We start from the raw sequence: 17,045 nt of genomic DNA, 5'->3' as shown, positions 1-17,045 counted from the left end.
TCCGGGCGGCTTGCCCGCGTGATCAGTCGAAATTGCGATAGAACACCGCGCCGTCGCCAAAGGCCGGTTCCACGGTGGCGGCGGGAAAGCGCGGGAACAGCCGCTCCGCCGCCGCGCGGGCATCGGCGGGTTTGGCGTAGAAGCGCGGCGGCATCAGGTAGAAGCGCAGCCCCCGGTCGGGCTTCCACACCGGGGCCAGCACAACGTCGCGCTTGCCGCCCCTGGCGCGCAGCGCGCGGTAGGCTTCTTCCACCGTGGCGTGGCTTTCCAGCAGCAGGGCGCATTGGCCGCGTCGCTCCATGCCCGGTTCCATGGCCAGGGCGGGCAGGGCCAGAATGGTGTCCGAGGGCAGCCGGTTGGGGTTGGCGATGGCCGGGTTGGCCTGCATCACGGCGTCCAGCACGGCAGCGGCCCGGCCATACACGGTGTCCAGCAGGCCGAGCAGGGTTTCGCCGCGCGGCAGCACCACCATCCCCAGCCGGGCGGGGGGGGTGGTCACGGCGGTTGTCTGGACGGCACCTGCCGCAGGGGACTGCGCCACGGGCGTTGTCGCCAGCGGGCGGGACACGGTGCCCGCGCGACTTTCAGGACTTGCTGCGTTGGGTGAGCCGGGCAGACTGGGTGAACCGGGCAGACTGGGCGGTCCAGCCTGTGCACTGTCTGGTCGCATGCCCGCGCCATCCTCCGACGTGGTGCCCTTGCCGGACAACCCCAACAGGGCCAGCACCGGGCGGAGCATCCCCCCCGTGTCATCTTTTGTCGCAGCATCCGCCTGCCCTTCGACGGGTGCGGCAGCCTGTCCTCCGCCGGATGCCCATGGCAGGTGCAGTTCGCCGTTCCATGGCATGTGCCCGGACGGCATGCGCCCGGTCAGCACGCCGCCGCCAAGCAGCACCCCACCCAGCAGTACGGCGGTCAGCGCGGCATAGCCCACCACGCGGAGCGGGCTTGTCCCGACCCGGCCCGTACCGACCGCAGGTCCGGTGTCCAGCCTGCCGCCCAGCCCCGCATCGCGGCGGGCAAAGGCCAGCACCTCGCGCCAGGTTACCCGGCGGCGGTTGTTGATCAGCAGGTTCATGACCAGTTGGTGGCACAGGCGCATGATCTTGCGGGGGTAGCCGCCGGTGGCGTGATGCACGGCCAGCAGCGCGGGCAGGGTGAACAGCCGTTCCCCGGCGGGGCCGCCCGCCAGGCGTAGCCGATGGCGCACCATGCGGATGGTTTCTCGCCGCGAAAGGGGGCGCAGGGGCAGGTACTCGTTGATGCGGTCGCGAAAGTTGGGCAGTGCGGCAATGGTGTCTTCCAGTTCGCGCTGGCCGAACAGGATGATCTGGAGCAGCTTTTCGGTGTTGGTTTCGAAATTCAGCAGTTCGCGCAGCACTTCCAGGCATTCGGGCAGCAGCTTCTGGCCTTCGTCGATGCACAGCACCACGATGCGGCCGCCTTCCCGTTGCCCGTGCTGACCGGGTTGTTCCTGCGTCAGGCGCAGCAGGGCGGTCTGGATGCGCTCCACGGCTTCTCGCCGCAGTTCGCTGCCGGGGGGCGTGCGCGGTGTGTCGGCCAGCGCTTGTGCAGCACCTTGTGTTGAACCGTGCGTTGGTCCTTGCGCAGGCGCACTGCTGACCGTGATGTTCGCCGCCAACATGCCGGATTGCTCGCCATCATGGCTGGCGTTCACACCGGCGGTGGATTCGCTTGCGGGTGCAGCCACCCCTCCCGCACTCCCCGTACCCGGCTGCACACTCTTACCCGCGCCGCCATCCGGCCCTGCCAGCAGGTCGCACAGGTGCAGGGCAAAGGCCTCGGCACTGGCAAAGCCGGGGTCCAGTATCAGGTGCGCGGTCACTTCCGGCTGTTCGGCAAAGGCGCGCAGCAGGCAGCGGCACAGGGTGCTTTTGCCGGTCCCCACCTCGCCCAGCACCACGTTCAGCCCGCGCCGCAACCGCACGGCGATTTCCAGCCGGTGCAGGCACAGCTCGTGGCCGGGTGCGCGGTAGTACGAGAGCGGGTCTGGCGAGGTGGAAAACGGCTCGCGCGAAAGCCCCAGCAATTCAAGATAGTTCATGACATGTCCTTGGGAGCCTCGGGATACGTGGGCCCCGGCGGGGCCGCCGATCAGAAATCGTCATCCGTGATGTCCGACGCGCTTCCCGCTCGCCCCATGGGCGTGGCGTTCACCCCGGTCAGATACGGCTTGAAGCGCGGCTTGTCGGCCACGTGCACGGCGGCGTCGCGCGGGTGTATCAGCCCCGCGCCCAGCAGCCGCAGAATGTCGTCGTCCAGGGTCTGCATGCCCGCGTTCTTGCCGGTTTGCAGCACGCTGGCCAGTTGGTAGGTCTTGCTTTCGCGGATCAGGTTGCGCACGGCGGGCACGCCCAGCATGATTTCCAGCGCGGCCACCCGGCCCGGCTTGTCGGCACGCGGAAAGAGCACCTGCGAAATGACGGCCTGCAGGGTTTCCGAAAGGCTGGTGCGGATCTGGGCCTGCATCTCCGGCGGAAAGACCTCGACGATGCGGTCGATGGTCTTGGGCGCGGAGATGGTGTGCACCGTGGACAGCACCAAGTGCCCGGTTTCCGCCGCCTCCAGCGCCAGGCTGATGGTTTCCAGGTCGCGCATTTCGCCCACCAGGATGATGTCCGGGTCTTCACGCAGGGCGCCGCGCAGGGCGGCGGCAAAGCTTTTGGTGTGGCGGCCCACCTCGCGCTGGTTGATCAGGCACCCGCGCGGCGCGTGCACGAATTCCACCGGGTCTTCGATGGTGATGATGTGGTCGCGGCGGTGGGTGTTGGCGTGGTCGATCATGGCCGCCAGCGTGGTGGACTTGCCGCTGCCGGTGGGGCCGGTCAGCAGCACGAGGCCTTTGGGCAGCATGGCCAGGTCGCGCAGCAGCGGGGGCAGGCCCAGCGCCTCCACAGAAGGAATATTGCTGGGGATTTCTCGGAATGCCGCGCCCACGCCGCGCTCGTGATGGTAGAAGTTGGCGCGGTAGCGGGCCACGTCGGGCACGGCGTAGCCGAAGTCCAGATCGCCGCTGGCGGCGAATTCGTCGCGTCGGGCCGGGGGAATGATTTCGTCAAGCATGGCGGCAAGTTCTGTGTCGTCCAGCGTGGGGTGATCCAGCCGTTGCAGCGTGCCGTGCACGCGCACCATGGGCGTGCAGCCGCTGGAAAGGTGCAGGTCGGAGCCGCCAAGCTGGTGCAGGATGTGGAAAAACTGGTCGATGCGTGCCATGCGTGGTTCCTTGCGCCGCGCGGGCGGCGGTGGGGGATGTGTGCGCCGGTTCGGGGTGGGCCGTCTGCCGCCTTTCAGGCTGGCCCGATCCTATGCGGATGGGCGGAATAATCAAGTATCGTATACTAATGGCGTGTCATGGCCCCTTCTGCTAGAAGTCGCTTGCGCAACGCAGAAGAAGGAGCCGACACCATGCCGTACACTGATCCCGCCGTCTTTCCTTGGCTTGCGCTGGTGCTGGGCCTTGTGCTTGGCAGCTTCTACAACGTGTGCATCCACCGGGCCATCGAGGGGCAGTCGCTGCTGTGGCCGCCGTCGCACTGCCCGCACTGTTCCGCGCCCCTGCGACCGTGGCATCTGGTGCCCATTTTCAGCTATCTTGCGCTGCGCGGGCGCTGTCACGCCTGCGGCCAGCGCATCAGCCCGCGCTATCCAATAGTAGAGGCCGCGTCCGGCCTGCTGGCCCTGCTGCTGGCGTTGCGCTTTGGCGCCGCGTGGCCCTTCGCCGTGTACATGGTGTTTGGCGGGGCGCTGCTGGTGGCCTCGTTCATCGATTTCGAAACGTTCATCCTGCCCGATGTCATCACCCTGCCCGGCATCGTGGCCGCCCCGGTGGCCGCCGTGCTGCTGCTGGACATGCCCCTGGCCGACAGCCTGATCGGCGCGGTGGCGGGCGGCGGCGTGTTCTGGCTGGTGCTGGCTGGCTTCAAGCGGGTACGCGGCATAGACGGGATGGGCCTTGGCGACGTGAAGCTGATGGCGCTCATCGGCGGGCTGTGCGGCTGGCAGGCCCTGCCCGTGGTCACGTTGTTGGCGGGCCTTTCGGCCCTGCTGGCCGCCGCGTGGTTTCTGCGCCGCCGCGCAGAGGGCCAGTCCGCCCGCGAGGTGGCCATTCCCTTCGGCCCGTTCCTCAGTCTGGGCGCGGTGGTGTACATGCTGTACGGCCCGGCGCTGGTGCGCTGGTGGTTCGGGTTCGTCACCGGAAAGCCGGTCTGAGCCATCGTGATCCGGAATCGCCGCGGCCAGCAGGCATCCCTTTCCAACGGGCGAAAGGACAATTTAGAGACAGCCCCTACCGTGAAAGGCGCGCATAGGTATCCATCACCTTGGTCACATACTGCTGCGTTTCCGGTATGGGGGGAATGCCGCCGTGCCTGGCCACCCGTTCCGGACCGGCGTTGTACGCGGCCAGCGCCAGCGGCAGATCGCCGAAGCGGTCCATGAGCGACTTCAGGTAGCGCACGCCGCCCTCCACGTTGGCGTCGGCGTCGAACGGGGCGGAAACCCTCAGGTCGCGCTGGGTGCCGGGCATGATCTGCATCAGCCCCTGGGCCCCGGCGGGTGAAACCGCCGTGGGGTCGTAGTTCGATTCCACGGCAATCACCGCCTCCACCAGGCGCGGGTCCACCCCGTGGCGCGCGCCGTGCCTGGCGGCCAACCCCTTGATGCCCACCGGCCCCACGGCCTTTACCAGTTCCTGCACCCGAAACCGCCCGAACACCCGGTAGCGCGTGTCGCCCTTTGGCTTGTCGGTAAGGTGGACCACGCCGTCCTCGTCCACGTAGCGGTAGATGGTGACGACTTCGGACGGGGGGGCAGCGGCGGCGGGGCGGACGAGGCCGCCGGTACCCCCAAGGGGGGCGGCAAGGGCCAGCGTCAGCGCGGCGGCCAGCAGGGCCGCGCGGCCCCGCCCGCGCCATCTAAGGGGCGTGGCCGATGCAGGCTTGGTGGTGTATGGTGCACCGTGGGGGCCGGGTGCCGCAACGGGCACCGGACTGGGCCTGAATGTCATGTGATGCATGGGAGGTACTGATGTTCTCACTGCGTAAGCCGGGTGCGCCGCTGGCGGCATTGCTGGTGGCCGGTTTGCTGGTTGCGCCGGGCGTGGCCCTGGGCGGCAAGGTCTACATCTGGACCGATGAGAAGGGCGTGAAGCATATCTCCGACAAGCCCCCGGCACAGGCCCCCGCCGACATGAAAAGTCTTTCCGCCACGCCCAACGAGGGGCGGCCCGACGCCCCGGCATCCACCTACGCCATTCCCGACATGAGCGGCGCGTTGCAGGGCGGCGCGCATGTGGTGGACGGCATGCTGATGAAGCCGGACGGCACACCCGTCCTTGGGCCCGATGGCCAGCCCGTGCATGTCGGCCCCGACGGTCAGATGCCGCCAACCATCCAGTCCGGGCCGGACCCCAAGGCGGAAGAGCGAGAGGCCCTGCAACGTCGCCTGGAGGAACTCCAGAAGGAAAAGGACGCCTACGACCTCGACAACCGGCGCGCCCGCTCCAAGGGCGACGGCTACGCCAAGCAGCGTTCACGCTATCACCAGAACGAAGTGGAAGGCCGCATCAACGAGGTGGAAAGCCGCCTGCGCCTGCTGGACGGGGGCGGTGAAGCCTCCGGCGGCGAAGGTACGCAGTAGCCCGCCATATCCCCATCGCCACGTTTGCGCGCCCCCTGAACCATCGGGGGGCGCGTCCGTTTTTCCGCGCTGGCCGCGTTGCGTGCGCCACACGGCACTGCATGCGCGCCGCTCTCCGCGTCGCTCCGTGTTCCCTCGACCCGCCCCCGCGCACCGCCTCGCCGCCGGTCTTGCCGTCCGTTCGGCGTTCACGTCACCCGCGTCCGGTGCTGCTCCTATTGCTGGATGGGCGGCAGAAAGCCCTTGCCGCCACGCAGGTCAAGCTGCAACCCGAAGTCGTCGAAATACAGATTGTCGCCGCTGGGGCCGCTGGTGACTACGGATATCCCTTCCGACGGCGAGAACACCGGGTTGCTGGCGTCGTACGCGGGTGAAAGCAGGTTGGTGCTGCGCACGATGGTCAGCCGGTCGGTACTGTCCGTCAGCCGTTCGTTCATGCCGGTGGCTCCCACGGTGTTCACGCCGTCCCACTGCACCAGGGTGAAGTAGTCGGTGGTGGATGTCCACTGCTCGTAGTCGTCGGGTATCCAGTTCAGCTTGGCATCGGTGGTGGTCAGGCGCGGGTTCGACCTGCGGGTGTTGTCGTAGGGCGTGGCGTTGCCCGATGTCGAACTGCCCGCGTCGGAATAGTAGACGCGGATGTAATTGCTCTTGCTGCCCAGGCCGCCAGATCCGGTGGCGGCATGCTGCACGTTATCCACCCGGATGGCCTGGCTGGCGCCGAAGTTGCCCTGCGTGGCATCGATGTTGGTCAGCACCAGCGTACCGGATGCTGTACCCGACGACCACGCCCCGCCGGTAACGATGGGCGGCCCGATGACCCGCGCCTTGGCCCCGGTGGCGGTGGTTATCTCGTCGCCATAGTTGATGCGCAGGGTACCGCCAGCGCCGTCCGCGCCGCCCCCGTTCTGGAAGGCCAGCGCCTGCCCTTCCACCAGCCGTACCAGCATCGTCGGCCAGTTGGCGAGACGGTAGCGCTTGTTGCTGTCGCTGTAGGTGACGATGCCGGACGAACTGCCCGACAGCGCCTTGTAGGCCAGCCAGCGGAAGTTGCCGTTGCGCCGTTCCCACAGCACGATGGCGGGCACGGAATACTTGTAGCGGGTAATGCCAAGAAAGCCGGAACGTATCTCGCTGTTGCTGTCCGAAAGGAATAGCGGGCCGGGGTCGGCGGCACTGTTGTAGCCGGGCACCAGGGACGAAGGCACGTCCCCCTCCCAGTACCAGTCGCTCCACAACAAACTGGTCATGCGGTAGCGCACGAACGAGATGCCGAAGGAATCCAGGTCCGTGCCCGCTGCGTTGTTGCGGGCGCGGAACAGCAGCCCGCCAAAGAATTCCTGCGCGCTGCCCTGGTCCGGGTCGTACATCTTGAATTGCAGATCGTAGCTCAGAAAGCCTTCCGCATCGCTCCAGCCACGGGCCAGGTTCACGTTGGTGGCGCCCCAGTTGAAGAACAGCGTGCTCCACTGGTTGCTTCCCGTCAGCCAGTTGAGAAACGCCCCCACCCCGCTGGTGGATGCCGTGGCCATGCCGGTGATGTCCAGCGCCGAACTGCCGTCCGCCGTGGCCACGGCATGCCCGCCCAGATGCCCCTCGCTTGAACTGCCGGTATACCACGCGTTCAGGTTGGCAAAGGTATCCTGATACTGTTCCTTGCTGAAGTTGCCGCCGCCCAATATCCAGCCGATGGGCACGTTGTAGATCACCTCTCGCGGCAGCCCGCCGGGCGGGGTGCCCGTGGAGTGCAGGCGCAGATATGCTTCCAGGGTAATGTTGGAGCCGGTGGTCAGCGCCAGGTTGGACCACGACACCCCCTGTCCTTCCACCAGCCGCACGTCTTCCAGGGTGCTGCCGTTCTTGCGGCGGTACACGTAGGCCACGCGTCCGGTGTGGGTGGCGCCGTCGCGTATGGTGAACATGCCGTTTACCAGCGGAAAGGCGGCGGCGTTGCTGGCGTCAAGGGCAAGGTTGCCGCGTTCCGTCACGGTCTGTCCGGCGCTGGGCCGCCCGCTCAGAAAGATGTCCGTGCCCGAAGCGATAAGCGGCGAGGGCGTGCTGGTAAGGGTGAAGGTTACCGTGTCGCCGGAAACGGAAATGTTGCTGTAGGCATAGAAAGTGGACCCGGTGCCCGCGCGAATGCGCCCCGACGTGTTGGCGGGCAGGGTGGGCGGCGTGCCGTAGGCCTTGGTGGTCAGGGTGGTGCCGGTGTTGTTGGTCACCTCGTACCAGTAGGGTTCCACCCCCAGGGTGAACGAGCCCGCATTGCCCGCCAGGGTGTAGGTGGAACCGTCCATGGTTTCCAGCAGGTCCTTGCGGGCCTGCTCGTCGCCCGCCGCAAGAAACATGCTGCCCGCAGCGCCAAAGCCCGATTCCGCCAGGTAGTAGGCCTGGTCGCCCTGTACGGCGGCAATTTCGCCCATCATGGACCCGGTCATCATGGGCACCATGGTGGCGGCCAGCACCGAAAAGGCCACGATGGTCACGATGGCGCTGAGCAGCACCGCCCCGCGCTGCCCGGCGTTGCCCACGGGAAGGACGCTGCCCGCGGGCGCGACCGCGCGGCCCCGGCGCAGGGCACGGCCCGCCACCGCCACCAGCAGCACGGAAAGCACCAGCGTGCCCGCCAACCAGCCGGGGGCGTGCACGGCCAGCCCCGCCAGCGCGGCCACCGGCGTCAGTATGGCCAAGGTGGCGGCCCGCAACGGTTCGTGCGCGGCAACCACGCGGGCCATGCCCGGCCCCACGGCGTAATAGACCCGCACCAGCGCCCGCCCGCCGGACCACGGCAGCAGCAGCCTGTCGCGGAATTCGCGCAGTTGCACCACCACGGGGTGGTCACCATCGCCCGCCGCCGCCGTGGCCACGAAGCACACATCGTACCGGTCCAGCGATGGCGGGGCGGCATTGGGGCTGGCCCCGCCCCGGTTTTCGTTGTTGCGGGGCACGATGCGGTTGACGAACTGGCGCGTGGTGCCGCCGGGTGCGGTAAGGGTGAACCTGACGTCTATGGCCGAAAGCAGCCGGGCGTCGGTGGTGGCGGCCCACGATGTGCTCGATGCGTCTTCCTGCCAGTAGGTCAGGCTGAAGGCGGTCACGTTGTCGATGAGCGTATCGCCGTTGGCCGCGCCGCCGGTACCGTCGGCAATGCGTATCGCCTGCGCGTTGGCCACGTACTGGATGGACCGGTTGAACTGCGCCGTGCCTTCCGCGCCCACGTTGCGCAGCACCAGCAGGGTGGAGGAACTGTTGGCCGGTATGTCCACAAGTTCCACTATCTCGCGGGTCAGGCGGTCCATGGCAAGTTGCGCTTCCTGCGCCAGTTCGCTGGCTTCGCGCGCATCCACGAAGCTGCGCGCCCCGGTGACGATGCCGGTTCCCGCCACGGCGGCCAGCAGGCCCGCCAGTATCAGCACCACGATGGTTTCGACGAGGGTAAAGCCTTTGGCGTTCATGGCATGTCCCCCTAGCGCGAAAACACGGTGGTGGCGGTGGAGCCGTCCACTTCAATGGTCACGCGCAACATGTCGCCGTTGCTGTCGGCCTGTTCCGTGAAGTTGGGCGCGCTGCCCGCAAAGCGGATGCGCCGGTTCACCACCACGGTGTAGGTTCCGTAACCTTCGGGATTGTTCTGCGTGCTGCCCGCCGCGCCGATGCGCCCCATGATGGTGGTGATGGGGTCGGTGGCCGTGGCGTACAGTTGCCGGTAATCGGCGGTCATGGATTCGATGATGTCGGTCAGTTGGGCCTGTGCCGTGGCGCGGATGAGGCTTTCCGCGCTGCCGCGCAGGGCCGTTCCGGACACGGAAAGCATCATGGCGCCCACCAGGGCGACCAGCACGACCGTGACGATGATTTCGATGAGCGTGAACCCCGCGCGCCGGTCGGCAGGTACAGGGGGCGTTGCATTTGTGCGGTGGGTGTGCCGGTTCATTGCAGGTGCCCCGTATTGCGGGTGACCACGATGTTTGCCGTCTGGTCAAGGTAGCTGAGGGTGACGGTGGTGTTGGCCGTGCGCAGGGTGGTGCCCGCCGCGTTGGAACAGGGCCTGCCCCACTGGTCGAAGCTGATGATGGTGGCTCCGGTGGTGAAGGTGGCCCCGTCTTCCAGGGTGATGATGCCGGTGTCCGGCTGGCCGGGCAGGACCACGCGGGTGCCGGTGTTGCCGTTGCGGAATACGGCGTAGGTGGTGGTGGAGATGATCTGCATCCCGAACACCTGGTCGCTGTTCATGGACCGGGTGCGGGCATAGCGCAGGTGGCTGCGCACGCTGGCCTCTATCCCACCAAGCTCCATGGGGGTCTGGTCGAAGATGCGCGAGGCGGCTACGGCGGTGATGATGGCCATGATCACCAGCACGGCTATGATTTCTATCATGGTGAAGCCGCGCTGCCCGGCCCTGCCATGGGCCACGCGGGGGGCAAGGGAAAAAAGGGCGACCGTGCCCACAGCGTGCCGACCATCGACAGCGCGGCATATGGCATGGTCGCCCCGGGGGGGCATGGCTGGGTGAAGCGTGGTGTGCGTCGTCATGTGCGTGCCTGCCGGGCGTGCGGCCCGGCTGTTGCGGCGGGCGCTGGCCCGCCCGTAAGGCGTGGAAATTTTTCCGGCATCCGTGCCGTGGCGGTGTACCCCCGTGCCGTCCGGGCCGTGTCGTCCGGACTGTCTGCGCGCTACCGGCTGGTGAACTCGCGCAGCACATCCTCCAGCCTGCCCTCGTCGGTCAGGGTGTACACCGTTTCGCCGTGTTCATCCGTCCGTGTCGCGCCAGATGTGCCAGATGCGCCAGACGCGCCAGATGCACCGGACGGGGCATGGTCCGGCGCGTGGGCATCCCCAAGGGGCACATCCGCCAGGTGGGCGCCCGCGCGTGCCAGGTGCCGGGCCGCTTCGGGGGCGTAATGGGTGGTGCCAAGACCGCGATCCACCAGGGGCGATTCGTGGTCCGGCAGTTGTTCCTCTTCCGGGGCGGGGCGAAACACGTTGGACGGGGCGGAAAAGCGCTGCGGCCTGTTCAGGTAGTCGTCGTAGTAGGCATCCATGGTGAACATGCCGTCGCCGCGCCCCATTTCCATGATGCTGTGCAACTGGGCAAACTTGCCCTCGCGCACCAGCATGCGCACCGGGTGGGTGCCGATGAGCATGGACAGCACCGGCACGCGGAACCGCGCCACGGGGTGCATGCGCAACTGCTGCACCACGATGGCGTGCAGGGTGGAGGACAACTGGTGCCGCACCAGGTCTTGCGCCTCCAGCGGAAAGGCGTTGCATAGCCGGTACAGGGCTTCTTCCGGCGTGGCGGAATGCAGCGAGGCTATGACCAGATGGCCCGATTCCGCGGCGGAAAGGGCAAGGCGGATGGTTTCCGCCTCTCGCAGTTCGCCCACCAGGATCACGTCCGGGTCTTCGCGCAGCACGTCCAGCAGGCCGCGCTCGAAGGACGGAAAATGTGCCCCCAGTTCCCGCTGCTCGACGAATGCTTTCTTGGAGGCGAAGCGGTATTCGATGGGGTCTTCCAGGGTGATGATGTGCGCCGGGCGGTTGCGGTTAATCTCGTCCAGCATGGCGGCCATGGTGGTGGTCTTGCCGCTGCCCGTGGCCCCGCACACCAGTATCAGCCCGGCCCGCAGGCGGGTGAATTCTTCCAAGGATGGGTGCAGGTTCAGGTGGGCCAGGGTGGGGATGCGCCCGGCCAGCAGTCGCACGGCCAGGCTGAGGCCCCGCGTGGTGTTGAAGATGTTCACCCGCACCCGGATGCCCGCCACGGAGTGCGCAAAGTCCACCGACCAGCGGCGGCGCAATATGTCCGCCCGGTGCGGGTTCAGCAGGCCGCGGGCAAGGTCGTCCACCTCTGCCGGGGCCAGCACGGTGTCACGCAGCATGCCGATATCGCCGTCCTTGCGGTACGCCACGGGATGGCCGCCGACGATGTGCACGTCGGACCAGCCGTAGGCCACGGCCTGGGAGATGATGTGGCTGAATGCGTCGTTCATGGCGGACACCTGTGCAGGGGTGGAGGGGAAAGGCGGCGGCGCGGTGTGCGCCGCCGCCGGGAAAAGGCGCTACACGCCGCGCAACATTAGTTGCACGCGGGGTAACGAGGGAGCGGAATGTTCGCCACAGGGGCTGTGCCGATCGTGTACGTGGTGCCATCAAACGTGACGGTCAGAGGGATCGTGGTGTCGGGAGTGCCAGCGTCCGGAATGCCACCGACCGTGAAATCACCCATGTTGGAACCGCCACCGGTGACGGCGGCCAGGTCGAGCGCGGTGGGCGTGATGGCGGCGACAGCCACCTGGCAACGGGATTGAGCGTTTTCACCCGTGGTGCCGGTGATGGCGGGGTTCAGCAGGTTTTGGCCGAACACCTGATTGATGCGGGCCTGTACTTCGGCAACAGCGCCAGCCACCGCGCGGGCGCGGGCCTGGGTTTCAAGGTCGAAGTACCGGGGCAGAGCCACGGCGGCGAGAATGCCGAGAATGACCAGCACGGCGATGATTTCGATGAGGGTAAAGCCCTGCTCCTTCTTGCGATCCTTCTTGCTCTGGGTCATGGGATGTTCCTCCTGATGCGTGGTGTTACGAATCTTTGATGTTTTCAAATTCACTCGGGTTCCGGACCTTCCGTCCCCCTCCCTATGTGGTGCCGGTGCGTGCGCAGCCCCCCCAGAGAGTCCGCGCACCATGCTCCGGCATGCATGGGCGATGTTGTCAGCGTCGCCTGCCCGCCATCTGGGTCAGATCCCACATGGGCATGAAGATGGCGAGGGCGAAAAAGCCCACCACCGCCGCCAGCATCACGATGAGAATGGGGCCGATGGCTTCGGCCATGCCTGCCACGGCGTATTCCACTTCCTCGTCGTAGTGGGCGGCCACGTCCTTCAGCATGGAATCGAGGCTGCCCGATTCTTCGCCAATGGCCACCATGTTGATGACCAGCGGGGTGAAGAATTTCGCGGACTTCAGCGGGTCTGCTATGCCTCGGCCTTCACGCAGCTTGTCCTGTATCTTGCGGAATTCCCTGGCAATGGCCTCGTTGCCGATGGTGTTGGTCAGCACGTCCAAGGCGTCCAGCACGGAAACGCCGCTGGACTGCATGATGGAAAAAATGGAGGCAAAGCGGGCCATGACGGATTTCTGCAATACGGGTCCAATGATGGGCACGCGCAGCAGCAGGCTGTCGCGCCAGTACTTGCCGGTGGGCGTGCGCACCCACCACTTGTAGGCCACGATAAGCGTCACAAGTCCCCCCAGCAAAAGCGGCCAGTAATGGGTGACGCCATAATGCATACCCATGGCGATCTTGGTGGGCCACGGCAACTCGATGTGGGCCTTGGAAAAAATGGCGACAAACTTGGGGATGACCATGTTCAGCAGCACGAAGAAGGCGATGGTCAGCGCACCCAGCACCATCTTGGGGTAGCGCATGGCGGACTTGATGTCGGAACGTATCTTGTGTTCGTGCTCCAGCAGGTACACAAGGCGTTCCATCACGTCGCCCAGCGCGCCGCTGGCTTCCCCGGCGCGCATCATGGAGCAGTACAGTTCGCTGAACACGCGGGGGTGCGCCTTGAAGGCGTCGTACAGGGTGGAGCCGCCCATGATGGCCTGGGTCATGTCCGCCGCCACGCGTTTGAGCTTTTTGCTTTCGGTCTGGTTCTGCAGCACCTGCAACAGTTGGGTAATGGGTATGCCCGCCTGGAACAGGGTGCGGAATTGCTTGGTGAACAGGATGAGTTCCTTGGGCTTCACCGGGTTCAGGATGTCGCCCAGAACGCCGAAATCGAAGCTGGCTCCCTGCGCCTTGACCTTCATGGGCACGTAGCCGCGCGACAGCAGCAGGGCGCGGGCCGAGTCGGCGGTGTCCGCGTCGATGGTGCCTTGCATGTTCACGCCGTTGTCGTTCAGCGCGGTGTAGACGTAGGTGGGCATGGTGCGCCTGTTTCTAAGTTGTCGTTTGCTACAACATTACCGATGTGGCGGCTTCTTCAACGGTAGTGGTGCCCCGCAAAATCTTCAGCGCCGCGTCCTGCTTCAGGGTACGCATGAGGTCGGTGCTGGTGGCCGCCTCGGCGATGACCTGCGTGGAACTGCGTTTTATCACCAGTTCCTGGATCATCTGGGTCATGGGCAATATCTCGAATACCCCGGTGCGCCCCCGGTAGCCGGTGTGGGCGCAATGGTGGCAGCCGCGCCCCTTCAGGTACGTGGCCCCCGGCGTGTCCGGCGCAAGGCCGAAGGCGGTCAGCGCGGCGGGCAGCGGGTCGTACGGTTCCGCGCAGTTGGTGCACACCCGGCGCACCAGTCGCTGCGCAAACGAAACAAGCAGCACCGATGACACCAGAAATGGCTCTATGCCCATGTCGATAAGCCGGGTCACCGCGCCCGCCGCATCGTTGGTGTGCAGGGTGGACAGCACAAGGTGCCCGGTAAGGGCGGCCTGCACGGCAATGGCGGCGGTTTCCGCGTCGCGTATTTCACCCACCATCACCACGTCCGGGTCCTGCCGCAGAATGGAGCGCAACCCGCTGGCAAAGGTCATGCCCGCCTTGCGGTTCAGCTGTACCTGCCGGATGCCCCGGATGCGGTATTCCACCGGGTCTTCCAGCGTGATGATGTTGATGTCTGGCCGGTTGATGCTTTTCAGGATGGCGTACAGGCTGGTGGACTTGCCGCTGCCCGTGGGGCCGGTGGACAGGATCATGCCGTAGGGCTTGTGGATGGCCCCCTCGATGGTCACGTGGTCGTTCTGCTGCATGCCCAGCATGTCCAGCGTGTAGTCGCGCCCGCTCATGTCCAGCAGGCGCAGCACCATGTTTTCGCCGTAGATGGTGGGTATGCTGGAAACGCGCACGTTTATCTCGCGGTTGTCCAAGTGCATGGTAAAGCGGCCATCCTGCGGCACGCGGGTGACGGCAATGTCCATGTTGCCCAGGATCTTGATGCGCGAAACAACGGCAGGGGCAACGCTGCGCGGCGGGGCCGGGGCCTCGCGCAGCTTGCCGTCTATGCGAAAGCGCACCTGCACGCTGTCCTTTTCCGGGCTGATGTGCACGTCGCTGGCGCCTTCGCGCACGGCCTGGGCCAGAATGGAGTTGACCAGCCGCACGATGGGGGCAAGGTCGGCCTGGTTGGCCAGTTCGTCCACGGCCACGTCGCGCTCGGCGGCGTCGGTCTGGCTGGTGGCGGCGGTCTGCAACTCGCCCAGGCTTTCGATGACGCCGTCAAGGTTGGTGAACATGCCGTAGATGGCACTGAACAGCTGATTATACTCCTGTTCGGTGCAGATCAGCGGTTCCACTTCGCTGTTGGTGATGAACTCCAGCGTGTCCAGCGCGTCGATGTCCAGCGGGTCCACCATGGCCACCACCAGCACGTGGCCGTGGTGCTGCAGGGGCACCGCGCTGCACTTCTGCGCGGCGTCCAGCGGCAGGCGCTCCGCCATGTTCAGGCTGAGCGGGTGCAACTGCGGGCTGTACCGTTCTATCTTCAGCTGGTGGCTTATCAGTTCCACCACGTCGGCTTCGCGGCACAGGTTGGTCTTGGTCAGGTACTGGCCAAGACGCAGCCCGCTTTTCTTGTGTTCGCGCAGGGCGGCCTTCAGCTGCTCGTCCGTAAGCAGCCCGGCCTGCACCAGCAGTTCGCCCAATCGTACACGCTGACGCACGGCGTTCCTACCTTGCTTCGGGGTGATGGTGTTGCGTCATGGTTTGCGGCCCGTGCGGCTACTGGCGGGGCAGCACCTGTTGGTCGACCGTGGGGGCCTGACCGGCAAGGCCGGGCTGCACCGTGATCTGCTGCGTGGCGCCCTGTTCCGCCATTTCGCGGTAGGGCAGCACCGCCGGAGTGATGAAGATCAGCACTTCTTCCAGCTTGCTGGCCTTGGAATCGCTGCCGAACAGCCAGCCCAGCCCTTCCACGTCGTGCAGGCCGGGCACGCCGCTGCGGCCCGTGCTCTTGCGGTCCTTGGTCAGGCCGGAAATGACGATGGTTTCGCCGTCCTGCACGATAAGGGTGGTTTCCGTCTGCTTCTTGATGATGAAGGGGTTGCCTTCCACCGTGCGGGTAAGGTCCACTTCGTCCTTCTTGACCAGCACCTTCAGCTTTAGGTTCTTGTCGTCGATGACGTGGGGGGTGATTTCAAGGCGCAGCACGGCGTCTTCGAACTTCACCTCGCGGTCGCCCTGGGCGTTGGTGGAAACGTAGGGCACCTTTTCGCCGTTTTCGGTGTAGGCCATCTGGTTATCCAGCGTGGAGATGGACGGCGACGACAGGATGTTGATCCTGCTGTTTTCCTGCAGGGCGGAAAGTTGCATTTCCAGCATGTTGCCGCCAATGGTGCCGAACATCAGCCCAAGGGACCCCGCGCCCGACTTGCCCGTGGTGTCGATGGGAAAGTTGATGCCGTTGCCCTGACCACTGACGCCGGACGAACCGAAGAACGGGGTGTAGCCGCCGGTGTACGGGCTGGCGCCCGCCGTGCCGCCGGTGCCGCCGGGGGTGATCCACAGGTCGTTGCTGCCCGCCATGTTGCCCACCCGGTTCACGCCGCCCCACTGGATGCCCAGTTCGCGCGCGGTTTCCTTGGTGGCTTCGACTATGTGCGCTTTCAGCTGGATTTGGGCGCGGGGCTTGTCCAGGTTGGAAACCAGGGTCATCAGCTTGTGCTGGTCGTCTTCCACGGCCTGGATGATCAGCGAGTTGGTGAAGGTGTCCACCACCACCGAGCCCACGGGCTTGTTCTGCTCGTCCCTGGACAGGAAGCCTTCCAGGTTCTTTTTCAGTTCCGCCGCTTCGGCGTAGCGCACGTCGAGCACGGTGGTGATCAGCGGGCCCACCTTGCGGCCCTTCAGCTTTTGGGCCATGCGTTGGTTTTCCAGCGTGGTGCGTTCAAGGTCGGCCTTCTTGTCGGCAAGGGTCATGACCTTGATCAGTTCGCCCTGCCACGCATAGTCCAGCGCGTTGCTGTCCAGCATGCCCTTGAACACGTCGGCCCACGGCACCCGGTTGACGTTGACGTTGACCGCGCCCTTCACGCCGGGGCTGAGGATGATGTTCTTGCCCGCGGCGGCGGCCAGGCTGCGCAGGGCCACGCCCACGTCCACGTTGTGCAGCTTGAGCGTAACCGGCACGGTGGGCAGGGGCCGGGACTGCTGGTCCTGTTCTTCGGCCACCTTGTCCTGCTTCAGCACGGCGCGGGGCTTTATCTCGCGCGTTTCGCGCGAGGGCGAGTAGCCCGTGGAATTGGTGGCCATGGCCTTCCATTTGTCGAAGAACGGATCGGTTTCTTCCTTGCGCTTGGCGCAGCCCAGGGTGCCAAGGATGAATGCCGCCGCAAGCAGGACGACGAGGGCCAGGGGAACGTGTCTTCTCATGGAGCGCATCAGA

The 17,045-nt window shown here is 66.0% G+C and carries 13 protein-coding genes; 2 read left to right on the top strand and 11 right to left on the bottom strand.

Annotated elements, in window-relative coordinates; all coding sequences use genetic code 11:
* Window positions 1-22: 22 nt before the first annotated feature.
* On the bottom strand, window positions 23-2,065 hold the full coding sequence (locus DESTE_RS05520; RefSeq protein ID WP_035065858.1) for an AAA family ATPase: 2,043 nt from the start codon (window positions 2,063-2,065) through the stop codon (window positions 23-25).
* A 50-nt stretch (window positions 2,066-2,115) separates the two neighbouring features.
* Window positions 2,116-3,234 carry a type IV pilus twitching motility protein PilT gene (locus DESTE_RS05515; RefSeq protein ID WP_035065854.1) on the bottom strand — a complete coding sequence of 373 codons (1,119 nt, stop codon included), beginning with the start codon at window positions 3,232-3,234 and terminating at the stop codon, window positions 2,116-2,118.
* Window positions 3,235-3,426: 192 nt separating this feature from the next.
* Here DESTE_RS05515 and DESTE_RS05510 point away from each other — a divergent pair, with 192 nt between their 5' ends.
* Window positions 3,427-4,230 carry a prepilin peptidase gene (locus tag DESTE_RS05510; RefSeq protein ID WP_035065853.1) on the top strand — a complete coding sequence of 268 codons (804 nt, stop codon included), beginning with the start codon at window positions 3,427-3,429 and terminating at the stop codon, window positions 4,228-4,230.
* A 76-nt stretch (window positions 4,231-4,306) separates the two neighbouring features.
* Here DESTE_RS05510 and DESTE_RS05505 read toward each other — a convergent pair whose 3' ends face one another.
* Window positions 4,307-5,035, bottom strand: coding sequence for a lytic transglycosylase domain-containing protein (locus DESTE_RS05505; protein WP_245590741.1), 729 nt, complete (start codon window positions 5,033-5,035; stop codon window positions 4,307-4,309).
* An 11-nt stretch (window positions 5,036-5,046) separates the two neighbouring features.
* Here DESTE_RS05505 and DESTE_RS05500 point away from each other — a divergent pair, with 11 nt between their 5' ends.
* Window positions 5,047-5,658: a DUF4124 domain-containing protein gene (locus DESTE_RS05500; RefSeq protein ID WP_035065851.1), complete on the top strand. Its 612-nt coding sequence runs from the start codon at window positions 5,047-5,049 to the stop codon at window positions 5,656-5,658.
* A 215-nt stretch (window positions 5,659-5,873) separates the two neighbouring features.
* On the opposite strand, the gene DESTE_RS05495 is transcribed toward DESTE_RS05500, so the two are convergent.
* The 8 genes from DESTE_RS05495 to pilQ form a co-directional block, all read right to left on the bottom strand.
* The gene (locus DESTE_RS05495; protein ID WP_035065850.1) at window positions 5,874-9,113 is read right to left on the bottom strand and encodes a PulJ/GspJ family protein; all 3,240 of its coding nucleotides are present in this window, start codon (window positions 9,111-9,113) and stop codon (window positions 5,874-5,876) included.
* 11 nt (window positions 9,114-9,124) lie between these two features.
* Window positions 9,125-9,592 carry a PulJ/GspJ family protein gene (locus DESTE_RS05490; RefSeq protein ID WP_035065849.1) on the bottom strand — a complete coding sequence of 156 codons (468 nt, stop codon included), beginning with the start codon at window positions 9,590-9,592 and terminating at the stop codon, window positions 9,125-9,127.
* Window positions 9,589-10,071 (bottom strand): pilus assembly FimT family protein, encoded by a 483-nt coding sequence (locus DESTE_RS05485; protein WP_281172067.1) that lies wholly within the window; start codon window positions 10,069-10,071, stop codon window positions 9,589-9,591. Before DESTE_RS05485 ends, DESTE_RS05490 begins: the two co-directional genes overlap by 4 nt.
* Window positions 10,072-10,331: 260 nt before the next feature.
* Window positions 10,332-11,651, bottom strand: a complete 1,320-nt coding sequence (locus DESTE_RS05480) for a type IV pilus twitching motility protein PilT (protein WP_035065847.1) — start codon at window positions 11,649-11,651, stop codon at window positions 10,332-10,334.
* A gap of 86 nt (window positions 11,652-11,737) precedes the next feature.
* Window positions 11,738-12,211 carry a type II secretion system protein gene (locus DESTE_RS05475; protein ID WP_035065845.1) on the bottom strand — a complete coding sequence of 158 codons (474 nt, stop codon included), beginning with the start codon at window positions 12,209-12,211 and terminating at the stop codon, window positions 11,738-11,740.
* A 157-nt stretch (window positions 12,212-12,368) separates the two neighbouring features.
* Window positions 12,369-13,589, bottom strand: a complete 1,221-nt coding sequence (locus tag DESTE_RS05470; RefSeq protein WP_035065843.1) for a type II secretion system F family protein — start codon at window positions 13,587-13,589, stop codon at window positions 12,369-12,371.
* Between the two features lie 28 nt (window positions 13,590-13,617).
* The gene (locus DESTE_RS05465) at window positions 13,618-15,324 is read right to left on the bottom strand and encodes a GspE/PulE family protein (protein WP_035065841.1); all 1,707 of its coding nucleotides are present in this window, start codon (window positions 15,322-15,324) and stop codon (window positions 13,618-13,620) included.
* 58 nt (window positions 15,325-15,382) lie between these two features.
* The gene (gene pilQ, locus DESTE_RS05460) at window positions 15,383-17,041 is read right to left on the bottom strand and encodes a type IV pilus secretin PilQ (RefSeq protein ID WP_051384331.1); all 1,659 of its coding nucleotides are present in this window, start codon (window positions 17,039-17,041) and stop codon (window positions 15,383-15,385) included.
* Window positions 17,042-17,045 lie beyond the last annotated feature (4 nt).

The organism is Nitratidesulfovibrio termitidis HI1 (genome assembly GCF_000504305.1).
Classification (GTDB): Bacteria; Desulfobacterota; Desulfovibrionia; order Desulfovibrionales; family Desulfovibrionaceae; genus Cupidesulfovibrio; species Cupidesulfovibrio termitidis.
Note: the sequence above shows the minus strand (reverse complement) of the source record. Positions and strands in the feature narration are given on the sequence as shown.

Bases quoted from the DNA above. Each gene is read 5' to 3' on its own strand.
- DESTE_RS05520 (WP_035065858.1), bottom strand. From the start codon at position 2,065: ATGAACTATCTTGAATTGCTGGGGCTTTCGCGCGAGCCGTTTTCCACC.
- DESTE_RS05515 (WP_035065854.1), bottom strand. From the start codon at position 3,234: ATGGCACGCATCGACCAGTTTTTCCACATCCTGCACCAGCTTGGCGGC.
- DESTE_RS05490 (WP_035065849.1), bottom strand. From the start codon at position 9,592: ATGAACCGGCACACCCACCGCACAAATGCAACGCCCCCTGTACCTGCC.
- DESTE_RS05470 (WP_035065843.1), bottom strand. From the start codon at position 13,589: ATGCCCACCTACGTCTACACCGCGCTGAACGACAACGGCGTGAACATG.
- DESTE_RS05480 (WP_035065847.1), bottom strand. From the start codon at position 11,651: ATGAACGACGCATTCAGCCACATCATCTCCCAGGCCGTGGCCTACGGC.
- DESTE_RS05505 (WP_245590741.1), bottom strand. From the start codon at position 5,035: ATGCATCACATGACATTCAGGCCCAGTCCGGTGCCCGTTGCGGCACCC.
- DESTE_RS05510 (WP_035065853.1), top strand. From the start codon at position 3,427: ATGCCGTACACTGATCCCGCCGTCTTTCCTTGGCTTGCGCTGGTGCTG.
- DESTE_RS05475 (WP_035065845.1), bottom strand. From the start codon at position 12,211: ATGACCCAGAGCAAGAAGGATCGCAAGAAGGAGCAGGGCTTTACCCTC.
- pilQ (WP_051384331.1), bottom strand. From the start codon at position 17,041: ATGCGCTCCATGAGAAGACACGTTCCCCTGGCCCTCGTCGTCCTGCTT.
- DESTE_RS05495 (WP_035065850.1), bottom strand. From the start codon at position 9,113: ATGAACGCCAAAGGCTTTACCCTCGTCGAAACCATCGTGGTGCTGATA.
- DESTE_RS05500 (WP_035065851.1), top strand. From the start codon at position 5,047: ATGTTCTCACTGCGTAAGCCGGGTGCGCCGCTGGCGGCATTGCTGGTG.